The following is a 24,434-nucleotide window of genomic DNA, read 5'->3' as shown; positions in this document are numbered from 1 at the left end:
CACATGATCAGGAACCGCCTGCTCGCGGCGGCCGCCACCACCCTGGCCGCCGCCCTGCTGCCGGTCGCGCCCGCCCGGGCCGCCGAGCCCGGCTCGCCGGCTGTCTCGTACGGCAACACGCTGATCGAGAAGCGCGCCGACGCGCAGATCTACAAGCACAGCGACGGCTTCTACTACTTCACCGCGACCGCCCCCGAGTACGACCGGATCGTGCTGCGCCGCGCGACCACCATCCAGGGTCTGGCCACCGCGCCCGAGACGGTGATCTGGACCAAGCACGCCACCGGTGAGATGGGGGCGCACATCTGGGCGCCGGAGATCCACTTCATCGACGGCAAGTGGTACGTCTACTTCGCCGCCGGCAGCACCACCGACATCTGGAAGATCCGGATGTACGTGCTGGAGACCTCGGCCGCCAACCCCCTCACCGGGAGCTGGACCGAGAAGGGCCGGATCGCCACCCCGGTGGACAGCTTCGCGCTGGACGCCACCACCTTCACGGTGAACGGCACCCGGTACCTGAGCTGGGCCCAGCAGGACCCGGCGATCAACACCAACTCCAACGTCTACATCGCCAAGTTGAGCAACCCGTGGACCCTGGCGGGCGCCCCGGTGCGGCTCACCGTGCCGACGCTGGCCTGGGAGACCGTCGGCTACAAGGTCAACGAGGGCCCGGCGGTGATCCAGCACGGCGGCAAGGTCTTCCTGAGCTACTCGGCCTCCGCCACCGACAGCAACTACTGCCTGGGCCTGCTCAGCGCCCCGGCCTCCGCCGACCTGCTGGACCCGGCCTCCTGGACCAAGAGCGCCACCCCCGTCTTCAAGAGCAACGCGGGCACCGGCCAGTACGGCCCCGGGCACAACCAGTTCACCGTGTCCGAGGACGGCAAGAGCGACATCCTGGTCTACCACGACCGCGGCTACAAGGACATCAGCGGCGACCCGCTGAACGACCCCAACCGCCGTACCCGGGTGCAGAAGCTCTACTGGAACGCCGACGGCACCCCCAACTTCGGCATCCCGGTGGCCGACGGCGCCACTCCCGTCCGGTTCTCCTCCTACAACTACCCGGACCGCTACATCCGGCACTGGGAGTACCGGGCCCGGATCGACCCGGACGTGACCAACCTGGCCGACTCCCAGTTCCGCACCGTCCCCGGCCTCTCCGGCTCCGGCACCGTCTCGCTGGAGTCCGCCAACTTCCCCGGCTACTACCTGCGTTCGCGCCCCAACGGCGAGGTCTGGGTGGAGAAGAGCGACGGCTCCACGGCGTTCAAGGACAGCGCCAGCTTCCGCCGGCGGGCCGGCCTGGCCGACTCCGCCGCCGTCAGCTACGAGTCCTACGCCCTGCCCGGCCGGTACGTGCGGTACCACGACTACCTGCTGCGGGTCCAAGCCGTGGCCACGACGGTCGACAAGGCCGACGCGACCTTCCGCCAGCAGTAGACCCACCCCACCCCCGGTCCGGCCGTGATCTGACACCAGGTCACGGCCGGACCCGTACCACGAGGAGCACCCCCACATGTCCGAGTTCCGCCACCTCGCCGTAGCCGCGGCCCTCGCCCTGGCCGGCAGCGCCCTGCCGGCCGGCGCCGCCGAGGCCGCCGCACCCCCGGCCGGGAGCGCCACCCGCTACACCATGGCGGCGTTCACCAACAGCAGCGAATCCAACATGAACGTCTACGAGTCCCCGGACGCCACCGGCTACCGGACCGTCAAGTCCTCGGCGTACGTGCCGCCGTCCGGCCTGATCCGGGACCCGAGCGTCATCAAGCGCACCGACGGCACGTACTACCTCACCTACACCACCGGCTGGTCCGGCAACACCATCGGCTTCGCCACCAGCGCCGACCGGGTGAACTGGACCTTCCTCGGCAACCACACCATCCCGCTGGCCGGCCTCCAGCGCACCTGGGCCCCCGAGTGGCACGTCGACTCCGACGGCAGCGTCAACGTGGTCGTCTCGCTCTCCACCTCCGCCTCGGGCGCCGACTTCCTGCCCTACCGGCTGACCGCCACCAACGCGGCGCTCACCGGCTGGAGTTCGCCCACCCCGCTGGCCGGGATCACCGGAAACCACATCGACACCTTCGTGGTGAAGTTCGGCTCGACCTACCACGCCATCACCAAGAACGAGACCACCAAGTACCTGGAGCACGCCACCGCCAGCAGCCTCGGCGGCCCCTACACCTTCACCGGCACCGGGAACTGGGCCGGCTGGGGCAACTGGGTCGAGGGCCCGGCGCTGGTCAAGCTCGACAACGGCGGCTGGCGGATCTACTACGACGCCTACAGCGCCCACAAGTACTACTACAGCGACAGCTACGACGGCCTCGCCACCTGGACCGCCCCCACCGAGCTGCCCGGCCTCAGCGGCGTCGCCCGCCACTTCACCGTGCTCCGGGAGACCGTCTCCGGCGGCGCCACCCTCCCGGTCAACACCGCCCGTTCCCTGCGGTCCGTCAACTACCCCGGCCGCTACGTGAGCTCCGACGGCACGCTGCCCACCGTCGACGCCTCCAGCAGCGCCGCAGCCAAGCAGGCCGCCACCTTCACCGTGGTCCCGGGCCTCGCCGACCCCAACTGCTACTCGCTGCGCGCCGCCGACGGCCGCTACCTGCGCCACTGGGACTTCGTCCCGCGCCTGGACGCCGACGACTCCAGCGCCGTCTTCAAGGGCGATGCCACCTACTGCGCCCGCCCCGGCTCCGCGGCCGGCTCGGTCTCCCTGGAGTCCTACAACTACCCGGGCCGTTACCTCCGCCACTACGACTACAAGCTCCGCCTGGACGTCTACCAGGACAACGACACCTTCCGCGCCGACAGCTCCTTCCAGGACGTCAACCCCTGGGGCTGAGAACGCCGAACGGCCCGGCTCCCCTCCAGGGGGAGCCGGGCCGTTCTGTCTGTCGGAGCGTCAGGAACCGACCTTGCGCTTGTTGTAGACGTCGAAGCCGACCGCCGCCAGCAGCACCAGGCCCTTGATCACCTGCTGGTAGTCGGTGCCGACGCCCACCAGGGACATGCCGTTGTTCAGCACGCCGAGCACCAGACCGCCGATGATCGCGCCGAGCACCGTGCCGACGCCGCCGCTGGCCGAGGCGCCGCCGATGAAGGCGGCCGCGATGGCCTCCAGCTCGAAGTTGATGCCGGCCTGCGGGGTGCCCGCGTTGAGCCGGGCGGCGAAGACCAGGCCGGCCAGTGCGGCCAGCACGCCCATGTTGACGAAGGCGAGGAAGACCACCCGCTTGCTCTTCACACCGGAGAGCTTGGCCGCCGCCTCGTTGCCGCCGATCGCGTAGGTGTGGCGGCCGAGGATCGAGTTGCGCATCAGGTAGCCGAAGCCGACCAGCAGCGCGCCGAGGATCAGCAGCACGATCGGCACGCCGTGGTAGCTGGCCAGCAGCATGGTGAAGGCCAGGACCGCCACCGCGATCGCCGCGAGCTTGACCGCGAACAGCCCGAACGGCAGCAGCTCCAGCCCGTACGAGGCGGCCTGACGACGGCCCCGGATCTCCTGGAGGACCGCGACGGCCAGCACGGCCGCGCCGATCAGCAGGGTCAGGTTGTGGTAGTTGGTGTGCGGGCCGACCTCCGGCAGGAAGCCGCTGCTGATCTTCTGGAACCCGGACGGGAACGGGGCCACCGACTGGCCCTGGAGCAGGATCTGGGTGCCGCCGCGGAAGAGCAGCATGCCGGCCAGCGTCACGATGAACGAGGGGATGCCGATGTAGGCGATCCAGAAGCCCTGCCAGGCACCGGCCAGCGCGCCGATCAGCAGCGCGGCCACCAGGGCGACCGGCCAGGACACCTGGTGCTTGACCATCATCACGGCCGAGGCCGCGCCGACGAAGGCAGCCAGCGAGCCGACCGAGAGGTCGATGTGCCCGGCGATGATGACGATCATCATCCCGATCGCGAGGATCAGGATGTAGCCGTTCTGCTGGATCAGGTTGGTGATGTTCAGCGGCTGGAGCAGGATGCCGTCGGTCCAGATCTGGAACAGCAGGACGATCAGCACCAGGGCGCCCAGCATCCCGTACTGGCGGACGTTGCCCCGCAGGGCCCGGGTCAACAGCCCTACCGTGTCCGGCCGTTCGGCCTTCCCCGGGGTTCGGGGCGTCTCGGTGGTCATCTGGGCCATGCCTTACACCTGCTCGTCTCGTCGGTCCGCGGTCTGGGTCATCAGCCGCATCAGGGATTCCTGGGTCGCCTCGGCCCGGTCCACCTCACCGGTGATCCGGCCCTCGGCCATGGTGTAGATCCGGTCGCAGAGGCCGAGCAGCTCGGGCAGCTCCGAGGAGATCACCAGCACCGCCCGGCCCTGCTCGGCGAGTTCGGCGATCACGGTGTAGATCTCCGCCTTGGCGCCGATGTCGATGCCGCGGGTGGGCTCGTCCAGGATCAGCACCTCGGGCTCGGTGAAGATCCACTTGCTCAGCACCACCTTCTGCTGGTTGCCGCCGCTGAGCTTGCCGGTCTCCGCGAAGACCGAGGGGGCCTTGATGTTCATCGACGCGCGGTACCGCTCGGCGACCCGGGTCTCCTCGTGCCGGTTCACCCAGCCGCGCTTGGCGACCTTGCCGAGGGCGCTCAGCGAGATGTTCCGGCTGATGTCCTCCGCCAGGTTCAGGCCGAGGTGCTTGCGGTCCTCGGTGACGTAGGCGAGGCCGTGGCCGATCGCCTCGGGCACCGTCCGGGTGCGGATCTCCTGACCGTCCAGCAGCACCCGGCCGCCGTCGTAGCGGCCGTAGGAGCGGCCGAAGACGCTCATCGCCAGCTCGGTGCGGCCGGCTCCCATCAGCCCGGCGATGCCGACGATCTCGCCGCGGCGCACGTTGACCGAGACGTCGTCGACCACCTTGCGCTGGTGGTCGATGGGGTGACGGACCGTCCACTCCTCGATCGCGAGCGCGACCTCGCCGATCGACGGGGTGCGGTCGGGGTAACGGTGCTCCAGGTCGCGGCCGACCATGCCGCGGATGATCCTGTCCTCCGTGATGCCCTCGACCGGGATGGTCTCGATGGTCTGCCCGTCCCGCAGGATCGTCACCGAGTCCGCCACCCGGGCGATCTCGTTGAGCTTGTGCGAGATGACGATGCAGGCGATGCCCCGGGCCTTGAGCTCGAGGATCAGGTCGAGCAGCTTGCGGCTGTCCTCGTCGTTGAGCGCGGCGGTCGGCTCGTCCAGGATCAGCAGCCTGACGTCCTTGGCCAGCGCCTTGGCGATCTCGACCAGCTGCTGCTTGCCCACGCCGATGTCGGCGACCCGGGTGTTGGGGTTCTCGGGCAGGCCCACCTGCCGCAGCAGCTCGGTGGCGTGGGTCAGGGTCCGGTGCCAGTCGATCCGGCCGAAGCGCGAGTGCTCGTTGCCGAGGAAGACGTTCTCGGCGATCGACAGGTAGGGCACCAGGGCGAGCTCCTGATGGATGATCACGATGCCGCGCCGCTCGCTGGCCCGGATGTCGCGGAACTCGCAGGTCTCGCCCTCGAACAGGATCTCGCCCTGGTAGGAGCCGTGCGGGTAGACGCCGCTGAGCACCTTCATCAGGGTCGACTTGCCGGCGCCGTTCTCCCCGCAGATCGCGTGCACCTCGCCGGGGGCCACGGTGAGGTTGACGTCGGACAGTGCCCGGACGCCGGGGAAGGTCTTGGTGATCGAACGCATCTCGAGGATGGGTCCGGCCATGGTGGTGGTTCCGTTCGCCGGGGCGGCCCCGGGCCCGTTGGGGCGGGCCCGGGGCCACCGGTTCGGGTGGGTCGGCTACTTGACCTGGTCGGCGGTGTACTGGCCGCCGTCGATCAGCACCTTCCGGTAGTTCTCCTTGTCCACGCTCACCGGCTGGAGCAGGTACGCGGGCACGGTCTTGGCCCCGTTGTCGTACTGGCTGGTGTCGTTGACCTCCGGCTTGCCGCCGGTCAGCACCGCGTCGCCCATCTGCACGGCCACCTTGGCGAGCTCGCGGGTGTCCTTGTAGACGGTCTGGGTCTGCTCGCCCGCGATGATCGACTTCACCGAGGCCAGCTCGCCGTCCTGGCCGGTGACCACGGGCAGCGCCTTGCCGCCGGTGCCGTAGCCGACGCCCTTGAGCGAGGAGATGATGCCGATCGAGATGCCGTCGTAGGGCGAGAGCACCGCGTCCACCCGGGCGGTGGTGTAGGCCTTGCTGAGCAGATTGTCCATCCGGGACTGGGCGACGCCGCCGTCCCAACGCAGGGTGGCGACCTGGTTGAAGGCGGTCTGGCCGCTCTGCACCACGAGCTTCTTGTCGTCCAGGTACGGCTTGAGCACGCTCATGGCGCCGTTGAAGAAGAAGGTGGCGTTGTTGTCGTCGGGGGAGCCGGCGAACAGCTCGAGGTTGAACGGGCCCGCGCCGTTCTTCAGGCCGAGCTTGTCGACGATGTAACTGCCCTGCAGGACACCGACCTTGAAGTTGTCGAAGGTGGCGTAGTAGTCGACGTTCTTGGTGCCGCGGATCAGCCGGTCGTAGGAGATCACCGGAATCTTGGCGTCGGCGGCCTTCTGCAGCACGTTGGAGAGCGAGGAGCCGTCGATGGCGGCGACCACCAGGAGCTTGGCCCCCTTGGTGATCATGTTCTCCAGCTGGGAGACCTGGTTCTCCACCACGTTGTCGCCGTACTGGAGGTCGGTCTTGTAGCCCTTGGCCTGGAACTCCTTGGCGATGTTGTTGCCGTCGTTGATCCAGCGCTCGGAGGACTTGGTAGGCATCGCGATGCCGACCAGGCCGCCTTTGGCCCCGTCGCCCTTGGCCGGGGCGTCGCCGACGCCGTTGGCACTCTGACCGCAGGCGGCCAGGGTCAGGGAGAGGCCCGCAGCCGCGAGACCGATCGAGAGCTTTCGCACAGTTCCTCCAGGAGTGGTCCGCGCCGTTGTGGTGGCGGAGCGGTACCTGAGTGTTAACGCTCACAGGAGGGTCGTCAAGAGTTCAACAGGTCACCGTTGCGTCTCGTGGGGGCGGCTTGACGCGATGATTGTTAGCGTTAACAATTCCTTCTCGTGGACTGCCCGGCCGCCGGAGGTGCCCCCGGCGGCCGGGCGGGTCTTACAACTCCCGGACGGTGAAGGCCGGGTGGAGCCGCCGGGTGTGGTCGACCGGCCGGACCGGACCGGTCAGGCGCAGCGGCACGGCGAATCGGACGTCGGTGCTGGAGGCCGAGATCCGCAGCTCCAGCGCGCCCGGCTCGACGATCCGGCGGCCGTCCCGGCCGGTGAAGGAGGCCAGGTCGGCGGGGAGCCGGACCTCCACCCGGTGGCGGGCCCCCGGCTCGGCGGCTATCCGCCGGTAGCCGACCAGCCGCTGCACCGGCTGGACCACCGAGGCCACCGGGTCGTGCAGGTAGAGCTGGACGGTCTCGCCGCCGGACCGCCCACCGGTGTTGCGCAGCTCGAAGGCGAACGCGAACTCGCCGTCCGTCCCCGCATCCGCCGTCTCCATGGTCAGCCCCGACCAGGCGAACTCGGTGTAGCCGAGCCCGTGCCCGAAGCCGTAGGCCGGGGTCGGGTCGGTGCTGGAGACCTCGCCCGCCTGGGCCAGCCGGGCGGCCAGGTAGGTCGAGGGCTGGACACCCGGGTGGGCGGGGACGGAGACGGGGAGCCGCCCGGAGGGGTTGACCCGCCCGCTCAGCACCCCGGCCAGCGCCTGGGTGCCGGCCTCGCCGGGGAAGAAGCACTGCACGATCGCGGCCGCCTCGGTGACGGCCCGTCCGAGTGCGTACGGCCGCCCGGCCAGCAGGGTGAGCACCACCGGCGTGCCGGAGTCCAGCAGCTCGTCGAGCAGCCGCTGCTGCAGTCCGGGGAGTTCGAGGGTCGGCGCGTCGCAGCCCTCGCCGCTGGTGCCCCGGCCGAACAGACCGGCCCGGTCGCCGAGGGCGAGCACCACGACCTCGGCCTCCCGGGCGGCCAGCACCGCCTCGGCGATACCGCCCGGGTCCGTGCCGTCGACCGTCACCCCGCGCACCACCCGCAGCTCGCTGTCGGGGAACTCCTTCTCCAAGGCCTCGCGCAGGGTGGGCAGTTCGATGCCGAGCGGGACCTGCGGATGCTGGCCGCCGACGTGCACCGGGAAGGCGTAGCAGCCGAGCACGGCGGTCGGCTCGTCCGCGTTCGGCCCGATCAGGGCGATCCGCCGGGGCCGGGCGAGCGGCAGTGAGCCGTCGTTGCGCAGCAGCACCACGGCCCGTTCGGCGAGCTCGGCGGCCAGCGCCCGGTTGGCGGGCGGGTCGAGGTCGACCGATCCGCGCAGCTTCTGAGGGGTGCTCAGGTCGGCGCCGGCCAGGATCTCCGGCACCGGGTTCCAGTCGGCGTCCAGCAGGCCGAGCCGGACCTTCTGGACCAGTACCCGGCGCAGCGCCCGGTCGATCAGCTGCTCCGGGACGGCGCCGCTGCCGACGGCGTCCAGCAGCGGCTGCCCGAAGGTCTTCACGGTGGGCAGCTCGACGTCGACCCCCGCTGGCCAGGGCCAGCCCGGCGGCGTCGGACCAGTCCTCGGCCACGCCGTGCAGCACCTTGAGGAAGGCGATGCCGAAGTAGTCGGCCACCAGGGTGCCGGTGAAGCCCCAGGTGTCCCGGAGCAGTCCGGTGAGCAGGGCCTCGTCGGCGGCGGACGGCAGCCCGTCGGTGTCGGTGTAGGCGTGCATCACCGAGCGCGGGCGGCCCTCGCGGACGGCCATCTCGAAGGGGGGCAGGATGACGTCGGCCCGTTCGCGCGGCCCCATGCTCACCGCGCGAGGTTGCGCCCGGCGCGGGAGGCCGAGTAGCCGGCGAAGTGCTTGAGGGTGGCGACGATCCCGGCGGACTCCAGGCCCTGGACGTAGGCGGTGGCGACGGTGCCGACCAGGTAGGGGTCCTCGCCGATGGTCTCCTCGACCCGGCCCCAGCGGGCGTCGCGGACCACGTCGAGCACCGGGGCCAGGCCCTGGTGCACGCCGACGGCCCGCAGGTCGCGGCCGATCGCGGCGGCCATCTCCCGGACCAGGTCCGGGTCGAAGGCGGCGCCCCAGGAGAGCGGCACGGGGTAGGCGGTGGCGCCCCAGGCGGCGAAGCCGGCCAGGCACTCCTCGTGGGCGAGGGCCGGGATGCCGAAGCGGTTGGCGGCCGTGATCAGCTGCTGGCTGCGCAGCAGCGAGAGCGCGCCGAGCGCCGGGTCGACCGGGGCGGTGCCGAACGGCGGGTCAGCTGGCCGAGCCCGTGCGGGAGCAGCTCGTCCAGGTCGGGCGGCGCCTCCATCTCGTGCTGGTGCGGGGCGACTTCGCCACCCTCGTCGCTGGCGCCGACCCAGACACCGACCAGCTGGGCGGTTTTTTTCGCGCAGGGTCATCGCCGCGATCAGGGCGTCGGCCCGGTCCTCCGCGGAGCGCGAGGTGTCGTGCCAGGCGGGCGCGGGATTCTGACGGTGGTTCACTTTCCTCCGATGCCCATCAGCCCCTGGACCAGGGCGCGACGGGCGAACAGGTAGACGACGAAGATGGGGAGCACGGACAGCACCACGGCGCTGAGCAGGCCGGGGACGTCCACGCCGTGCTCGGTCTGGAAACTCGTACAGACCGAGCGTGATGACCTTGGTGGAGTCGGACTGGGTGAGGATCAGCGGGAACAAGAAGCCGTTCCACGCCTGGAGGGCGGCGAAGACCACGATGGAGGAGAGACCACCCTTGGACAGCGGCAGCACCAGCTGGCGGAACAACCCTGGCCGGGGTGGCTCCGTCGAGGGCCATCGCCTCGTACAGCTCGGGGCTGATGTCGCGCATCGCGCCGGTCAGCACCAGGGTGCACACCGGGAGGCAGAACGCGGCGGTCGGCAGGATGACGCCGATCAGGTGGTCGTACAGGCCGGTCTTGCTGATCAGGTAGAACATCGGCACGATCACCGCCTGGGCGGGGATCGCCAGGCCGAGCAGGAAGAGCCGGAACACCCAGCCGGTGGCCCGGCCGCGGGCGCGGACGACGGCGTAGGAGAGTGGCGGGACGAGCAGCAGGACGAGGGCGACCACGCTCGCGGTGACCACCAGGGTGTTGAGGAAGTCCTGGCCGAAGCCGTTGGACAGGTCGGTCAGGTAGTTCTGGAAGGTCCACTGGCGGGGCAGGCTGAGCGGCCCCTCGGTGGAGTAGTCGGAGCGGGTCCGGACGGTGGCGATCAGCAGCACGTACAGCGGCAGGCCGACCAGCGCAAGCCAGACCAGGGAGCCGAGGCCGGCCAGGTGGTTGGGGGCGTCGACGGGGCATCAGATCCCCTCCGCGGTGGAGCGCATCTCGTCGTAGCCGGTGAACCGGACCACCGCGAGCGAGATCAGGGTGGCGACCACCACCAGGACCAGGGCGATGGCCGAGCCGGCGCCGAAGTCGAAGCCCTTGAAGGCCTTCTGGTACATGTAGTAGGCACTCACGGTGCTGTCGGTGCCGGGGCCGCCCTGGGTGAGGATCAGCACGGTGTCGAATGTGGTCAGGGCCGCCGACCACCATCAGGACCGTCGAGGTGATGACGGTGTTGCGCAGCTGAGGCAGCGTCACGTGGAGGAACTGCCGCGCCCGGCCCGCCCCGTCGATGGCGGCGGCCTGGTAGAGCACCCGCGGGATGGCCCGGGCGCCGCCCTGGTAGATCAGCGCGTGCAGCGGGGTGAACTGCCAGACGCCGACGAAGGCCAGCACGCCGATCGCCCCGCTCCGGGTGCCGAGCAGGTTGCCGTCCCCGAACAGCCAGGTGAGCTGGGACGGCACGCCGAAGTTGGGGTCGAGCACGGCCCGCCACACCACCGAGACGGCGGTCGCGGAGAGCAGCAGCGGGACGAAGTAGATCGCCGAGAGCACGGCCCGGTTGCGCTGGTGGCCGGCCGCCCAGACCCCGAGCAGGATGCTGACCGGGGTCTGGGCCGCCACGCCGAGCGCGGTGAGCAGCAGGGTGGTCCAGATCGACTGGATCATCACCGGGTCGTGCACCAGCGCGGTCCAGTTGTCCAGACCGTTGAAGGTCGGTTCGTTGATGCCGTTCCAGCTGGTGAAGGAGAGCACGGCGACCAGCAGCAGCGGCACCAGCGCGAACAGGGCGAAGAAGACGGCGGCGGGCGCCGCCCAGGCGAAGCCGGGGCGGGTCACCCCCACGCCTTTCTGCTGGGCCGTCATGAGGTCGGCAGGGCCTGCATGGCCTTGACGAAGCCGTCCGCGTCGAGCTTGCCGTTGAAGAACTGCTGGATGGCGGTCTGCAGCGGCGTCATGGCGCTCGGCGGGTAGGCCTGGTCCCAGGAGAGCTGGAACGAGGGGGCAGCCTTGACCAGCTCGAACTGGTACTTGGAGTACTCCGGGCTGGCGGCGGTGTCGAGGAAGTTGACGGTGTTGGTGGTGGTCGGCAGGTTGCCGACGGCGAGCTGCGCCTTCACGAACTCGTCCGAGTACATCAGCTTGAGGAAGGCCGCGGCGGCCTCGGGGTGCTTGGTCTTCTTCAGCACCGAGTAGAAGTTGTTGGTGTTGCCGACCACGGCGGTCGCCTCGCCCTTGCCGCCGGTGACGGAGGGGAAGCCGGTGTAGCCGAGGCCGTTCTTCACGAAGTCGGGGTTGGCGTCCTGCTGGGTCGAGTAGTACCAGGAGCCCATCAGCTCGAAGGCCGCCTTGCCCTTGGCGACCAGCGCGGGGGAGCCGCCGTCGGTGAACTTGACCGAGTCGAAGTTGGTGCCGAAGGCGCCCGTGTCGGTCAGCTCCCGCAGGGCGGCCAGCGCCTTGCGGCTGTCCTCGCCCGCCCAGGCCGCCTTGTCGCCCTCGACGGCCTTCTGGAACAGGCCGGGCCCGGCGACCCGGTCGTAGAGGTACTCGAACCACATCAGGGTGGGCCACTTGTCGGCGCCGCCGAGCGCGATCGGGGTGATGCCCTTGGCCTTCAAGGCCTTGGTGGTGGTGAGCAGTTCGTCCCAGGTCTTCGGCGGGGTGAGGCCGGCGTCGGCGAGCACCTTCTTGTTGTGGAACAGCAGCACCGGCTGGGTACCGCGCATCGGGACGCCGTACGGCTTGCCGTCCACCACCGCCGAGTTGAACACCGACGGCAGGAAGTTGGTCTTCAGCCCGGGGTCCTTGGCGATGAACTCGTCCAGCGGGAGCAGCAGGTCCGCCTTGACGAACGGCTGGATGGAGCCGCCGCCCCAGTTGAAGAAGACGTCGGGGGCCTGCGGGGTGTTGATGACGGTTTGCAGCTTCTGCTGGTAGTCCGCGCCGGGGACGGTGTCCAGGACGACCTTGACCGGGGAGGTCTTGTTGAAGGTGTCGACGAGCTGCTTCTCGACCTTGTTGGTGGCGTCGCCGTAGACCATCACGTGGATCGTCCCGGAGTCCCCGCCGGAGGCGCCGCCGCCGGATCCGCAGGCGGCCGTCATGGCCAGAAGAAGCACGGTGGCCGCGGTGGTCGCGACGAATCTGGAGCCCATACCTTGCCCTCGGTTTCGAATGTTTCGAGTGGATTACCGAATGTTGTGGGAAACCTAGGCCCGTGCTGACCACCCGTCAAGGGGTCCGGCGGGATCCGATCGGAGCCTGCCGAGGGCTAGTATTCGGGCCGTACACAGGCTGACAACGGCGTTCGCCCAGCAGGGGCGGTACAGGAGGAAGTCGTGACCAGAGCAGCCACGCTCGCCGAGATCGCGCAAGAAGCGGGGGTGTCCGCCCCGACTGTTTCGAAAGTCCTGAACGGCCGGGCCGACGTCGCCCCGGCCACCCGGGAGCGGGTGGAGGACCTGCTCCGGCGGCACGGCTACCGGCGGCGGCGCGGCACCGCCCAGGCCGCCCCGCTGCTGGAGCTGGTCTTCCACGAACTGGAGAGCGTCTGGGCGATGGAGGTGATCCGCGGGGTGGAGAACGTGGCCCGGGAGGAGGGCCTGGGCATAGTGCTCTCCGAGTCCTCCGGCCGGCTCAGCCCCGGCCAGTCCTGGGTGGACGGCGTGCTCGCCCGGCGTCCCACCGGTGTCCTGCTGGTGCTCTCCGGCCTGGACCGCGCCCAGCAGCAGCAACTGGCGGGCCGGGACATCCCGTTCGTGGTGCTGGACCCGGCGGGCGACCCCGGCCAGGGGGTGCCGGCGGTCGGCACCACCAACTGGGACGGCGGCCTGGAGGCCACCCGCCACCTGGCCGACCTCGGCCACCGCCGGATCGCCCTGATCGGCGGACCGCGCCGGATGATGTGCAGCCGGGCCCGCGCCGACGGGTACCGGGCGGCGCTCGACATGGCGGGCCTCGCGTACGACCCGGAGCTGGTCCGCGAGGGCGACTTCCACCACGAGTCCGGGCGTCGGCTCGGCCTCGAACTGCTCGGCCTGCCGGATCGGCCGACCGCCGTCTTCGCCGGCAACGACCTGCAGGCGCTCGGTCTGTACGAGGCCGCCCGGGAGCTGGGCCTGCGCATCCCGGAGGACCTCAGCGTGGTCGGTTTCGACGACCTTTCGCTGGCCCGCTGGGTCGGCCCGCCGCTGACCACGGTGCGCCAGCCGCTGACCGAGATGGCCGAGGTGGCGACCCGGATGGTGATCGACCTGGCCCGGGGCGGGCAGCCGGGCACGCTCCGGGTGGACCTGGCCACCAGCCTGGTCGAGCGCAGCAGCACCGCCCCGCCCCGGTCGGCCGGACAGCCTGACGAGGTGCGCGCGAACGGTTGACGGGGGGACGGACCGGCCCTAGGGTCACCGATCGGAATCGGGCCGAGCAGCGAAACTTTCGAAGCCTCCGCCTTCGCCGCTCCGTCCGAGGACGTTCCATGCCCCACCGCACGTCCAGCTCTTTCCCCCACCCGAGAAGAGAAGGGACCACGCTGGTGCCCGTCCGTACGCTCCGCGACCCCCGCCCCGAGCACTCCCGCCCCAGGCACGCCCGACGCCGCGCCCTGGGCGCCGCGGCCGCCGCCGTCACCGCCGCCGCCCTGGCGGCGGCCGCCCTGCTGCCGGCCGGCCAGGCCGGCGCGGCGGGGCCGAGCCTGCGCGGCCTCGCAGAGTCGAAGGGGATCTACTTCGGTACCGCGATCTCCCAGTTCGACCTGGGCAACGCCACCATCACCGGCCTGGCGAGCAGCCAGTTCGGTGTGCTGACCCCCACCAACGAGATGAAGTGGGACACCGTCGAGTCCTCGCCGGGCAGCTTCAACTTCGGCCCCGGCGACCGGCTGCTCTCCTTCGCCCAGGCCAACTCCATGAAGACGCGCGGCCACACGCTGGTCTGGCACAGCCAACTCCCTTCCTGGGTGAGCAACCTGCCGAACAGCCAGGTGCAGGGCGCGATGCGCAACCACATCACCCACCACGGCGACCCACTACAAGGGCAAGCTCTACGCCTGGGACGTGGTGAACGAGATGTTCAACGAGGACGGCAGCTACCGGAACTCCGCCTTCTACCGCGCGATGGGCACCGGCTTCGTGGCCGACGCGCTGCGCACCGCCAGGGCTGCCGACCCCGGGGTGAAGCTCTACCTGAACGACTACAACACCGAGGGCCTGAACGCGAAGAGCGACGCCATGTACAACCTGGCGAAGTCGCTCAAGGCCCAGGGGGTCCCGCTGGACGGCATCGGGTTCCAGGGGCACTTCATCCTGGGCCAGATCCCGTCGAGCCTGAAGGCCAACCTGGAGCGGTTCACCGCGCTCGGCCTCGAGGTCGCCATCACCGAGCTGGACGTCCGTATGCAACTGCCGGCGGACAGTGCGAAGTTGGCCCAGCAGGGACGTGACTTCGCGAGTGTGACCAATACCTGCCTGGCCGTCAAGGGCTGCGCCGGCATCAGCCAGTGGGCCGTCGGCGATCCGGACTCCTGGGTCCCCGGCACCTTCCCCGGCGAGGGCGCCGCCACCCTGTACGACAACAACTACCAGCCGAAGCCCGCCTACACCGCCACGGTGAACGCCCTCGGCGCCGCCACCTCCAGCCCCTCGCCGTCCAACTCGCCGAGCCCGAGCCCGAGCCCGAGCTCCAGCCCGAGCCCGAGTTCGAGCCCCAGCCCCACCCCGACCCCCACCCCGACCGGGGGAGCGGGCTGCAAGGTGACCAGTGAGATCAACGCCTGGAACACCGGTCTGACCGAGAACCTCACCGTCACCAACACCGGGGGCCACCACCGTCAACGGCTGGGCGCTGTCCTTCGCCCTGCCCGGCGGCCAGACCGTCACCAACAGCTGGAACGCGACGGTCAGCCCCGCCGCCGGCCAGGTGACCGCCAAGAACCTCGGCTACAACGCCACCATCGCCCCCGGCGGCTCGGTCTCCTTCGGCTTCCAGGCCACCCACTCCGGGAACGCCGCCCCGGCCGGCCAGTTCAGCCTCAACGGCATGGCCTGCACCACCGCCTGACGGCCCCGCAGCGCCACCGTCCTACCCTCCGCCCCGTCGCCCCTGCGGTGGGGCGGAGTCATTGCAGTCATCGGATCGGCTGCCGCGCCTGATCCTCGCGGCTGGCGTGGAGGCTGCCGAGCAGGGAGAACGCCTCGGCGCTGGGACTTTCCGGCTGGTTCCGGTACACGACTAGGTCGTTTCTTTCGGATCATCGCGCTGACCAGATGAAGATGGCGGCGAGGTGGAGTCCGGCGAGGTAGATGGTGGCGGTCTTGTCGTAGCGGGTGGCCAGGCCGCGCCACTGCTTGAGCTTGTTGATGCACCGCTCGACGGTGTTGCGGCGCTTGTAGGTGTCGTAATCGCATGCGGGTGGTCTGCCTCCGCGTCGGCCGAGGCGTTTGCGGTTGGCGACCTGGTCGGCGGGTTGCGGGATGACGGCCCGGATGCCGCGCCTTCTCAGGTGGGCGCGGATCGCGCGGGAGGAGTAGGCCTTGTCCGCCAGGACCGCCTCCGGCGTGGTTCTCGGTCTGCCGACGGGTCGGGGGACGCGGATGCGGGCCATGACGTGTTCGAACTCCGGTGCGTCGCCGGCCTGTCCGGGGGTGAGGACGAAGGCGAGCGGCCGGCAGTTGCCGTCAGCGGCGAGGTGGATCTTCGTGGTCAGCCCGCCGCGGGAGCGTCCGAGGGCATGGTGGTGGGGCTCGTCGGCCGGAGCCCCTTTTGACGGGCTCCGGCCGCGTGCTGGTGAGCGCGCACGACGGTGGAGTCGACCGCGACGACCCAGTCCAGGTCGCCGTCGGCGTCCGCCTGGGCGAGCAGAGCGGTGAAGACCTTCTCCCAGGTGCCGTCGAGCGCCCACATCCGCAGGCGGTTGTGGGCGCCCTTCCAGGACCCGAACCGCTCGGGCAGGTCCGCCCAAGGCGTCCCGGTGCGGTACTTGAACGCGATCGCGTCGATCACCTGCCGGTGATCACGCCACCTCCCACCCCGCTTCGGTGCCCGGTCCGGCAGCAACGGCTCGATCCGCGCCCACTGGGCATCAGTCAACGACACATCAGATCCAACGATCCGATGATCTGAAAGAAACGGCCTAGCTGCTGGCCGGGCGCGCCGCACGCCTCGAAGGTCTGGTAGGTCAGGGCCGGGCGTCCCGCCTCGGAGTGGATCAGGTTCTTGGCGGCGGAGCTCTTCCCGTGGACGGTGTGCGAGGACCACAGGCGGGCGAACTCCTCGCTCGTGGCCGAGAGTTCACGCACCAGAGACCGGAGGCGGCGGTATTCCGGGTAGAGGTCACTCGCCCGGCGCAGTCCCGCGACGACGCTCCCGGTGGTCTCGGTCCGGTCCGTGAAGAGGTCGCGGGCGGCGGGATCGAGGAAGGTCATCCGGGCGAGGTTGTCGGCCGGCCGGAACGGTGAGAACAGGGCGTGGACCAGGGTGTTGGAGGCGAGCAGGTCCATCGCGGGGTTGAGGACGAACGCCGGGGTGCCCGTCCAGGCGTCCAGCAGCTGGCGCAGCGCTGCGCCGACGTGCTCCTGCGGCTGCGCCGGCCGGCCGCCGGGCGGGGCATCCGCGAGCCGGAAGAGGTGTGCGCGCTCCTCTCCCTCCAGGCGCAGGGCCGCACTGATCGCGTCCAGGACCTGGGGGAGGGGCCGCGCTCGCGGCCCTGTTCGAGGCGGCCGTAGTAGTCGCTGTTCATGCCGGCCAGGACGGCGACCTCCTCGCGCCGAAGACCCGTTACCCGCCGGGCGCCGCAGGAGGTCAGACCCACGTCGGCCGGCCGCAGGCGGCCGTGGTGGGCGCGCAGGAAGTCCCCGAGATCGTTGTCGTCACCCTCTCACCCCAGGGTCCGTCGCCAGGCCGTGCCTGGGTGCGGCGCACCCAGGCACGGACCGTCCTGGCTGCCTCCCTCGGACTCCCACAGGCTGGCCGAGGCCCGGGACAGGGCCGCACCGGAGCAAAGCCGACCCAGGGAGACGACGATGACGAAGATCACCAAGACCGTGGCGATCACGGGGGCGAGCAGTGGGATCGGCGCGGCGGCCGCGCGCAGGCTCGCCGCGGACGGACACCACGTGATGCTCGGCGCACGCCGCACCGACCGGCTCGGGCAGCTGGCGCAGAGATCAGCGCCCGGGGCGGCGCCGCGGCTCACCGGGTGCTGGACGTCACCGACGCGGCGGACGTACGGGCGTTCGTCGAGGCCACCCGGTCCGAGTTCGGCGGGATCGACGCCCTGGTGAACAACGCGGGGGTGATGCCCCTCTCGCCGCTGGACGCGCTGAGGACCGAGGGGTGGGACCACACGATCGACGTGAACGTACGCGGCGTCCTGCACGGCATCGCCGCCGCCCTCCCGGCGATGCGCGCCCGGGGCCACGGACACATCGTCAACATCTCGTCGGTCGGCGCGTACGAGGTGTCCCCGACCGCCGCCGTGTACTGTGCCACGAAGTTCGCCGTCCGCGCCATCACCGAGGGCCTGCGCCAGGAAGCGGCCGCCACGCTCCAGGTCACGCTCGTCTCCCCGGGCGTGACGGAGTCCGAGCTCGCCGACGGCATCACCGACCCCACGGCGCGGCAGGCCATGGCGACGTACCGCTCGGTCACGCTCCCCGCCGAGGCCGTCGCCGACGCCATCGCCTACGCGATCTCCCAGCCGCCCACGGTCGACCTGAACGAGGCGATCGTCCGTCCCGCCGCCCGCGCCCGGTAGGGCGGCCACAACAGGGAAATCCTCACTTCGCCTGCCAGGGTGCGAAGTTGACGCTCTGCCTGGTTGGGAAACTCATTGCGGCGAGAGCGTTGACGGCGCTGCGCTCTCCCGCCACGATGGTGGCTGCGCTGGGGCGCCCAGTGGATTGTTAACGCTCACAGTACCTCACAGCCACCCCTCTGGAGACCCTGTGTTCCGATTCCGCACGCCCCTGTCACGCCTCTGGGGTGTGGTCGCCGCGGTCGGCCTCGCCGTGGGCCTGAGCCTTCAGGCCGCCCCCCCAGGCCAGTGCCGCCTCGCTGACGCAGATCACCGACTTCGGGACCAACCCGACCGGTCTGCAGATGCACCTCTACGTGCCGGCCACCGCCAAGGCCAACCCCCCGATCCTGCTGGCCCTGCACGGCTGTCAGGGCTCGGGGCCCTACCTGCACTCCAGCCAGGACTTCTCCTCGCTGGCCGACCCGGTACGGCTTCCTCGTCATCTACCCCTCGACCAACCCCGGCGGGAGCTGCTGGGACGTCTCCTCCGACCAAGCGCTGACCCGCAACGGCGGCAGCGATCCGGTCGGGCTGATGTCGATGATCACCTACGCCCAGCAGCGCCACGGCGGCAACCCCAACGCCGTCTACGTCACCGGCCAGTCCTCCGGCGCGATGATGACCAACGTGATGCTCGCCGACTACCCCGACGTCTTCAAGGCGGGCGCGTCGTTCATGGGGGTGCCCTACCGCTGCTTCTACACCGGCACCGTCCGCGGCTGGAACTCGGCCTGCGCCCAGGGCCAGGTCAACCGGACCGCGCAGCAGTGGGGCGGTTCGGTCCGTACCTCGGGCTACCCCGGGTACACCGGCCCGCGCCCGCGCGTGCAGCTGTGGCACGGGACCAACGACACCATCCTGAGCCACAACAACCTCGGCGAAGCGGTCGAGCAGTGGACCGACGTCCTCGGCGTGAGCCAGACGCCCTCCACGACGGACAGCCCCGTGACCAACTGGACCCGCACCCGGTACAGGACCAGCGCCGGCACCACCCAGGTCGAGGCCTACAGCCTGGCCGCTTCGGGGCACGAACTGCCGGTCAAGGGCTCCACGATGGCCGCCGAGGCGATCCGCTTCATGGGCCTGGACGCGACCGCCCCCCGGCGGCACCACCGGCGCGTTGCGCGCGGTGGGCGCGGGCAAGTGCCTGACCGACGCCAGCACGGCGTTGGGCACGCAGCAGCAGATCAACACCTGCAACGGCGGTGCCAAACCAGACCTGGACGCGCACCGCGTCCAACCAGCTGACCGTCACCGTCGTGCGGCAGCACGCTCTGCCTGGACGCCAACGCTCACGGCACCACCAACGGCACCAAGGCGGTCGCCTGGACCTGCAACGGCCAGGCCAACCAGCAGTGGCTGCTGAACGCGAACCGGCACCGTCACCGGGGTGCAGTCGGGTCTCTGCCTGGACGTGGCCGGCCTGGGCCACCACCGAGGGCACGCAGGTCCAGCTGTGGGCCTGCAGCGGCGGCGGCAACCAGCAGTGGGACCTGGCGTGACGCCGCGAGCGCACCGGGTCCTGAGGACGGCCGAATCCCCGGAGCGGGCGTGCTCCGGGGATTCGGCACGTCATGGTCACGTGCGCAGCGAGTCAGTTGCGGCGACGGGCGGCGAGGAGGACCCAGGACCGCACCGGAGAGCACGAGACCGGCCGCTGCGCCCGCGGGCCCCGCGAGGCCGGTGGCACCGGTCTCGGGGAGTGCCGGTCCCTGTTCGGTCGGCCGCGGCGAAGCCGTCGGAACGGCGGTCGGCGTCGGCGTCGGTGTCGGGAGGGGCGTAGGCGTGGGGCTCGGTGACGGTGTCGGGTGACGGCGGCGGGGGGTTTCTGTCGGGTGTTGGTGACGGTGCAGGTGGCGCCACCCGCCGGGAGGTCGAGGGCGAAGCCGTCGGTGGAGTTGGTGGCGGTCGCGCCCTGGCAGGAGACCGTGCTGAGCGACCAGCCCTCCGGGAGCGCCTCGGTGACGGTGTGTCGGCCGGGCGCGAGGTACGTCGTCCCGACGTTGACCGGAGTGTCCGGCCGGGTGGTGCTGGCCGTGCCGAGGGTGGTGCCGTCCTCGGCGGTGAAGCCGAACGGTCCGCCCGCGCCGCCGGTGGTCTGCTTGAGCAGGGTGAGCGGGGGCGACGGTGTCGCTCGGCGCGTCGGTGTAGACGCAGGTGACGGTGTCGGCGGCGGCCAGGGTGACGGAGGCCCGGGGGCCCGAAGTCGTAGTCGTGCTGGTGCCGTTGGCGGAGGTGCAGGCGAGGTCGGTCATGGTCCAGCCGGCGGGCACCTGCTCCTGCACCGTCCACGGTTGCCCGGTCTCGGCGCTCGGTGCCCGACGGAAGGACTGCTCGCCGTCGGCACCGGGGGCCGGCGGTCAACTGGAAGAGGCCGCCGGGGTTGTAGGAGAGGTCGCCGTCGAAGGCGAACGGCCGTGCCGCGGCGGTGCCCAGCACGTGCTTGCGCACCACGACGGTCCCCGGCTCGGCGGGTTGGCGGACGGCGTAGTAGTAGCAGAAGACGTGGCTGGAGCCGGTCGGGTAGGCGGCCCGGTCCACGTTGTCGGCGCGCTGGTTGTCCACGGCGCAGCGCAACGTCGCGAACGAGTAGGTGTTGCCGAGCAGTTGCTGGTTGAGCGGGTCGGTGGGAGCGCCGCCCTGGATCTGCAGGCGGCGGTTCCGGGCGACCGCGATCAGGCTGTCGTCCAGGTCCACGGTGACCGCTCCCGCCAGGATGCGGCCGGTGTCGTTGCGGTTGGCGTCCAACTCGGGCACGGAGGCGAGGGTGGTGGCCCGGGTGAGCCCGTCCGGTGCGGGGGTGACGGTGGACAGGCCCTGCACCTCGCCGCCGATGCCGCTGCCCAGGCTGAACCGCCAGCCGGTCAGCGGCGTGCAGTTCGGGTCGTTGGCGGCCTCGACGTCCGGGGCCACGGGCTGGCCCTCGGAGTAGACCGAGTCCTTGCCGAGGTTCTGCAGGGACTGCATGTTGTCGTCCCGCTGCCGGTTGGCCATCACGTCGGAGTAGCTCGCGCAGACCCGGGCCACCAGGGTCAGCTTGAGGTCGCCGGTGGCTCTCGGCGCGGCGGCGGCCGGGTCCGCGCCCAGCGAGGCCACGGCCGCGAGGGCCGCCGCCGCACACCTCAGGGCGGCGCCGTGCAGGGGTGTCATGCGCATCAGCCTGGCCGCTCGGCGGCTGACGCATGATCAGACCGGGCTGCGCCGTGGCGCGTTCCACTCGATCGGCCCCGTGGCTTCGGCCCCGCCAGGCCGGCTCAGCGGGCCGCCAGGACCAGCGCCAGGGCGATCAGGGCGGGAACGGTCTGCACGAAGACGATCTTCCGGCTGGACGTGACGGCACCGTAGGCGCCGACCACGGCGACGGACACCAGGAAGAACACCTTCGCCTGGAACCCCACGGGGTCGGAGGCGACGGCACCCCACACCAGGCCTGCGGCGAGGACGCCGTTGTACAGGCCCTGGTTGCCCGCGAGCGTCTTGGTCGCGGCGGCGAACTCGGCGGTGGTGCCGAAGGAGGACCTGGCCTTCGGGCCGGTCCACAGGAACATCTCCAGGACCAGGATGTAGGCGTGCACGGCCGCGATGAGCAGGACCGCGACGGTGGCGGTGATCGACATGGGGCCAGGCTCGCACAGGAGGGCCGCCGTCGCCCTGAGGCGGCCGACGGCCCGTCACCGGCGTGGCGGGACCCCGGCCGAGGTGTGGCCGGGGTCCCTCGGAGTGGCGCGCGCCGGTCAGCGCTGGAGGGTCAGGACCCCGGACGCCACGGCAGTTGGTCGTAGGGGCCGCTCGCGTTCGGGGCCTTGCCCTGGTACAGGAGCTGCAGGTTGCAGGGGTCGATGGTCATGGTCTGGTCGGGGTTGCTGCGGACCAGGTCACCGTGGCTGATGTCGTTGGTCCAGCCGGCGCCGCTGTTGGCCTTGCCCGCGAAGGGGCTGCCCTCGGTGGCCGCCTGCGGGGTCCAGGAGCCGTTCAGGCTGGTGGCCGTGAAGGAGCGGAAGTAGCGGCCGCCCGATCCCTGGGCCTCGACGATCATGAGGTACTGGTTCTGGCCCTTGACCTTGTACACCTGCGGGGCCTCGAACAGGTTGGCCGCCGTGTCGCTCATGATCGTGGTGTACGAGGAGCCGAAGCTGCCCGGGAAGTTCCCGATCGGCATGCTCGCCCGGTAGATCTTGCCGTTGTCACCGGCGAAGAACAGGTACATGTTCTGGTCGTCGGCGATCAGCGTCTGGTCGATCGGGCCGGTCCCGGAGCCGGAGATGCTGCCGGTGAACAGCGGCTGCGGCGCGGACCAGCCATTGGGGTTGGTCGGGTCGCTGGAGGTGCGGTAGATGAACGGCCACTGGCCCCACTGGTAGGCCAGCACCCAGATGTTCTTCGGAGCGAAGTAGAACAGGGTGGGCGCCACCGCGGCCTGGCTCATCCCGGTCTGGCCTGCCGACGCCATGTCGGACCAGTTGGTGAAGGGACTGAAGGCCATCGAGCCGTACGTGGACCCGTTCACGTTCGAGGCGTAGACCAGGTGCTTGCCGTTCACCGTCACCGTGGTGAAGTCCTTCACCGCGGCCCAGCCGTTGGCCGGCTGCGCCAGCGCACCCGTCGAGGACCACCGGTACGAGGACGGGAGGGCGCAGGTGCCGCCGGTCGGCGTCGGGGTGGGCGTCGGGGTCGGCGTGCCGGTCAGGCCGGTCCACTTCTGGTTGCCGCCGCCGTTGCAGGTCCAGAGCTGCACCGCCGTGCCGTTGGCCGTGCCGCCGCCGGAGACGTCCAGACAGAGGCCGGACTCGACGCCGACCACGGTGCCGTCGTTGTTCACCCGCCACTGCTGGTTCGCTCCGCCGCTGCAGGCCCAGATCTGCACCCGGGTGCCGGCGGTGGTCGCGTGGTTGGGGACGTCCAGGCACTTGGTGCCGTACACGGTGAGCTGGTTGGTGGACGTCGCCGTCCACTGCTGGTTCGCCCCGCCCGAGCAGTCGTAGATCTGCAGGGCCGCGCCGTCGGCCTGACTGGCGCCCTGGACGTCCAGGCACCGGTTGGAGCCGGTGCCGCGCAGGGGGCCGCTGGTGGCGGCCTGGGCCGGGGCGGCGACGAGCATCGCCGCCAGGGTCGCCACGGCGACGACCGCGGCGGCGAACGCCGCGGACAGCTGTCGGCGGCTGGAAACTCCGTGTGTGCATGGGACCTTCTCTGTGGGTGGGGGAGCTGCGATCCGAGTCTGTTAGCGCTAACATTTTCGAGCGCGCAGAGCCGCTGAGCTCGTGACGAGGGAGGGTCGGTGCGGGGGTCAGCTCGTGGTGCAGGAGACCGTCGGCCAGGCGGAGCTGCCGTTCTTCAGGATGGTCATGCCCCAGTTGTCGCCCGCGCCGTTGGGGGTGGCGACGAGGGTCTGGGCGTCGGGGTAGGTGGCGTTGACGTTCCAGGTCGAGCCGACCTTCTCCGGGGAGGGGACCTTCACGGTCACCTTCCAGGCGCTCGATCCGGTGACCGAGACGTTCAGGTTGTAGCGGTCGCCCCACGAATCGCCGGCGGAGAGCGCCGCGGTGCAGCCGCCGCCGGGCGGGTTGCCGCCGGTGGTGCCGAGGGTGATGTTCGAGCTGCCGCTGCTCTGGTAACCCTCGGTGGCCATGATCTCGTAGTTCATGGTGCCGAGTCTCATCCCGGCCCGGGCCCAGGCGTCGAAGTGGTTCCCGACGGTGATGGTCCCGCCGGTCCGCCGGGTCTGACGGACGCTCCAGTACTGGTTGAAGGTCTTGATGCCTTCGATGGAAGGCGCGTTGTAACGCGTCGTCTGGTAGATGTCGTACGTCCCGCCGTCGCTGGTGACGGTGCCCTTGTACGTCCCGGAGGGCCGGTACGAGCCGTAGTTCTCGACGATGTAGTACTCGACCAGCGGGTTGGTGCTCCAGCCGTACAGCGCCAGGTACGCGTTGCCGTTGGTGCTCCAAGTCCCGGAGTACGTCACGGGGTTGCGCGATCCGGTGCGCCAGCCCTTGCCGGCCACGAAGTTGCCGACCTTGCTCCAGGAGGTGCCGTAGTTGCCGCCGCCGTTCAGCGACATCGAGGACGCTCCGACGCCGTCGCTCCAGAACGAGTAGAAGTACCCGCCGTCGGTGCCGGTCCGGTTGGTGGTGACGGTCGCGGCCTCGGCGGTGCCGGGCAGGGCCAGGACGACCGCGAGGGCCGGGGCGAGGACGCGCACCGCGCTGACGGTCCGTCGGGCGCGGCAGGGGGTGCGGCTCTTGGGGTGGGGAGAGTTCACGAGGGTGTTCCGTCCTGCGGGTGGGGTGGGGGTGGGTGCGGCCCCGCGCCACCGACGACCGCATGGGGGTGGGTCGGACGGACGGTGTCGCGCAGCGCCGCACGGAGCCG

14 protein-coding genes and 9 pseudogenes are annotated in these 24,434 nt (G+C 70.7%); 8 read left to right on the top strand and 15 right to left on the bottom strand.

Going from position 1 to position 24,434, the window contains the following annotated elements; genetic code table 11:
* Positions 1-3 precede the first annotated feature (3 nt).
* Positions 4-1,446 carry a family 43 glycosylhydrolase gene (locus tag ABD946_RS35705; protein ID WP_345287917.1) on the top strand — a complete coding sequence of 481 codons (1,443 nt, stop codon included), beginning with the start codon at positions 4-6 and terminating at the stop codon, positions 1,444-1,446.
* 76 nt (positions 1,447-1,522) lie between these two features.
* Entirely contained in the window at positions 1,523-2,857 is a 1,335-nt protein-coding gene (locus tag ABD946_RS35700; protein ID WP_345287915.1) for a glycoside hydrolase family 43 protein, read from the top strand.
* A gap of 60 nt (positions 2,858-2,917) precedes the next feature.
* Here the strand turns inward: ABD946_RS35700 and mmsB are convergent, their stop codons facing one another.
* The 7 genes and pseudogenes from mmsB to ABD946_RS35665 all read right to left on the bottom strand — a co-directional run bounded on the left by mmsB (position 2,918) and on the right by ABD946_RS35665 (position 12,426).
* Entirely contained in the window at positions 2,918-4,135 is a 1,218-nt protein-coding gene (mmsB, locus tag ABD946_RS35695) for a multiple monosaccharide ABC transporter permease (protein WP_345287970.1), read from the bottom strand.
* Between the two features lie 12 nt (positions 4,136-4,147).
* On the bottom strand, positions 4,148-5,689 hold the full coding sequence (gene mmsA, locus ABD946_RS35690; protein ID WP_345287913.1) for a multiple monosaccharide ABC transporter ATP-binding protein: 1,542 nt from the start codon (positions 5,687-5,689) through the stop codon (positions 4,148-4,150).
* 75 nt (positions 5,690-5,764) lie between these two features.
* Entirely contained in the window at positions 5,765-6,865 is a 1,101-nt protein-coding gene (chvE, locus tag ABD946_RS35685) for a multiple monosaccharide ABC transporter substrate-binding protein (protein WP_345287912.1), read from the bottom strand.
* A gap of 199 nt (positions 6,866-7,064) precedes the next feature.
* Positions 7,065-9,338: pseudogene (locus ABD946_RS35680) on the bottom strand (beta-xylosidase/alpha-l-arabinosidase).
* Between the two features lie 80 nt (positions 9,339-9,418).
* Positions 9,419-10,218, bottom strand: a pseudogene (locus ABD946_RS35675) (carbohydrate ABC transporter permease).
* A 24-nt stretch (positions 10,219-10,242) separates the two neighbouring features.
* A pseudogene (locus ABD946_RS35670) lies at positions 10,243-11,137 on the bottom strand (carbohydrate ABC transporter permease).
* Positions 11,134-12,426: an ABC transporter substrate-binding protein gene (locus ABD946_RS35665; RefSeq protein WP_345289833.1), complete on the bottom strand. Its 1,293-nt coding sequence runs from the start codon at positions 12,424-12,426 to the stop codon at positions 11,134-11,136. The pseudogene ABD946_RS35670 and the gene ABD946_RS35665 overlap by 4 nt, the downstream one beginning before the upstream one ends.
* A 183-nt stretch (positions 12,427-12,609) precedes the next feature.
* Here ABD946_RS35665 and ABD946_RS35660 point away from each other — a divergent pair, with 183 nt between their 5' ends.
* The 3 genes and pseudogenes from ABD946_RS35660 (at position 12,610) to ABD946_RS43185 (ending at position 15,417) form a co-directional block, all read left to right on the top strand.
* A complete protein-coding gene (locus ABD946_RS35660) occupies positions 12,610-13,647 on the top strand; it encodes a LacI family DNA-binding transcriptional regulator (RefSeq protein ID WP_345289832.1) in 1,038 nt (345 codons plus the stop codon).
* A gap of 98 nt (positions 13,648-13,745) precedes the next feature.
* A pseudogene (locus tag ABD946_RS35655) lies at positions 13,746-14,243 on the top strand (endo-1,4-beta-xylanase); the annotation flags it as partial.
* Positions 14,244-14,322: 79 nt separating this feature from the next.
* Positions 14,323-15,417, top strand: coding sequence for an endo-1,4-beta-xylanase (locus tag ABD946_RS43185; RefSeq protein WP_425558784.1), 1,095 nt, complete (start codon positions 14,323-14,325; stop codon positions 15,415-15,417).
* A 98-nt stretch (positions 15,418-15,515) separates the two neighbouring features.
* Here the strand turns inward: ABD946_RS43185 and ABD946_RS35640 are convergent.
* The 3 genes and pseudogenes from ABD946_RS35640 to ABD946_RS35630 all read right to left on the bottom strand — a co-directional run.
* Positions 15,516-16,375, bottom strand: a protein-coding gene (locus ABD946_RS35640; protein WP_425558645.1) for an IS5 family transposase whose coding sequence is annotated in 2 segments (ribosomal slippage) — positions 15,516-16,018 and positions 16,018-16,375 — 861 coding nt in all. Because the reading frame shifts where the segments join, the coding sequence is not laid out codon by codon here.
* Complete coding sequence (locus ABD946_RS35635; RefSeq protein WP_345287968.1) at positions 16,351-16,809, bottom strand: MmyB family transcriptional regulator; 459 nt, start codon at positions 16,807-16,809, stop codon at positions 16,351-16,353. Before ABD946_RS35635 ends, ABD946_RS35640 begins: the two co-directional genes overlap by 25 nt.
* Before the next feature lie 176 nt (positions 16,810-16,985).
* A pseudogene (locus ABD946_RS35630) lies at positions 16,986-17,075 on the bottom strand (transcriptional regulator); the annotation flags it as partial.
* A 211-nt stretch (positions 17,076-17,286) separates the two neighbouring features.
* Here ABD946_RS35630 and ABD946_RS35625 point away from each other — a divergent pair.
* The 3 genes and pseudogenes from ABD946_RS35625 to ABD946_RS43180 all read left to right on the top strand — a co-directional run bounded on the left by ABD946_RS35625 (position 17,287) and on the right by ABD946_RS43180 (position 19,874).
* A pseudogene (locus tag ABD946_RS35625) lies at positions 17,287-18,020 on the top strand (SDR family oxidoreductase).
* A gap of 483 nt (positions 18,021-18,503) precedes the next feature.
* On the top strand, positions 18,504-19,310 hold the full coding sequence (locus ABD946_RS35620) for an extracellular catalytic domain type 1 short-chain-length polyhydroxyalkanoate depolymerase (protein WP_345289895.1): 807 nt from the start codon (positions 18,504-18,506) through the stop codon (positions 19,308-19,310).
* Positions 19,311-19,340: 30 nt separating this feature from the next.
* Positions 19,341-19,874, top strand: a complete 534-nt coding sequence (locus ABD946_RS43180) for a hypothetical protein (RefSeq protein WP_425558787.1) — start codon at positions 19,341-19,343, stop codon at positions 19,872-19,874.
* Positions 19,875-19,953: 79 nt separating this feature from the next.
* Here ABD946_RS43180 and ABD946_RS43175 read toward each other — a convergent pair.
* From ABD946_RS43175 to ABD946_RS35600, 5 genes and pseudogenes are all read right to left on the bottom strand, one after another.
* Positions 19,954-20,172 (bottom strand): annotated as a pseudogene (locus tag ABD946_RS43175) (prealbumin-like fold domain-containing protein); the annotation flags it as partial.
* An 88-nt stretch (positions 20,173-20,260) separates the two neighbouring features.
* A pseudogene (locus tag ABD946_RS43170) lies at positions 20,261-20,335 on the bottom strand (hypothetical protein); the annotation flags it as partial.
* Between the two features lie 981 nt (positions 20,336-21,316).
* Positions 21,317-21,679 (bottom strand): DUF1304 domain-containing protein, encoded by a 363-nt coding sequence (locus ABD946_RS35610; protein ID WP_345287903.1) that lies wholly within the window; start codon positions 21,677-21,679, stop codon positions 21,317-21,319.
* Positions 21,680-21,796: 117 nt separating this feature from the next.
* Positions 21,797-23,160 (bottom strand): annotated as a pseudogene (locus tag ABD946_RS35605) (non-reducing end alpha-L-arabinofuranosidase family hydrolase).
* A gap of 189 nt (positions 23,161-23,349) precedes the next feature.
* Positions 23,350-24,324, bottom strand: coding sequence for a glycoside hydrolase family 11 protein (locus tag ABD946_RS35600; protein WP_380150144.1), 975 nt, complete (start codon positions 24,322-24,324; stop codon positions 23,350-23,352).
* Positions 24,325-24,434 lie beyond the last annotated feature (110 nt).

Origin of the sequence: Kitasatospora albolonga, assembly GCF_039535905.1 — a bacterium.
GTDB classification, from domain to species: domain Bacteria; phylum Actinomycetota; class Actinomycetes; order Streptomycetales; family Streptomycetaceae; genus Kitasatospora; species Kitasatospora albolonga.
Note: the sequence above shows the minus strand (reverse complement) of the source record. Positions and strands in the feature narration are given on the sequence as shown.